The 517-nt window shown below is 66.5% G+C and carries 2 pseudogenes; both read right to left on the bottom strand.

Annotated elements, in window-relative coordinates:
• Positions 1 to 272, bottom strand: a pseudogene (locus tag PUR61_RS37320) (ABC transporter permease); the annotation flags it as partial.
• Positions 269 to 517, bottom strand: a pseudogene (locus PUR61_RS37315) (sugar ABC transporter ATP-binding protein); the annotation flags it as partial. The pseudogenes PUR61_RS37320 and PUR61_RS37315, both read right to left, overlap by 4 nt.

The following is a 517-nucleotide window of genomic DNA, read 5'->3' as shown; positions in this document are numbered from 1 at the left end:
GAGATGTCGAGGCCGCCGCAGATGATGACGACGGTCTGGACGATGGCGAGGAGGCCGGTGATGGTGGCGGCTTCGGCGATGACCTGCATGTTGCCGAGGCTGAGGAAGTTGTCGTTGAGGATGCCGAACAGGGCGAGGACGACGACCAGCGCACCGATCAGGCTCAGGTTCTGACCACCGACGGCGGCCAGGATTTTCGGTGAGACCACGGACCGGCGCGGGGCGTGGCCGCCGTTCCTGGCGGGTGGAGTGGTGCTGGTGGTGGTGCTCATGGGGAAGCTCCGGTGGAGGGTGTCGTGGTCGCGTCGGTGGGTGTGGTCGCGGCGGCGATGTCGTCGGCCATGGCGAGGTTGAGGATGGCTTCCTCGGTGGCGTATTCGCGGTCGAGTTCGCCGGTGATGCGGCCGTTCTGCATGACGACGATGCGGTCGGCGAGGCCGAGGACCTCGGGGAGTTCGGAGGAGATGACGAGGACGGCGACGCCTTCTGTGGCGAGGTCGGCGATGATCTGGTAGAT

Source organism: Streptomyces sp. BE20 (genome assembly GCF_036322525.1).
Lineage (GTDB): Bacteria > Actinomycetota > Actinomycetes > Streptomycetales > Streptomycetaceae > Kitasatospora.
Note: the sequence above shows the minus strand (reverse complement) of the source record. Positions and strands in the feature narration are given on the sequence as shown.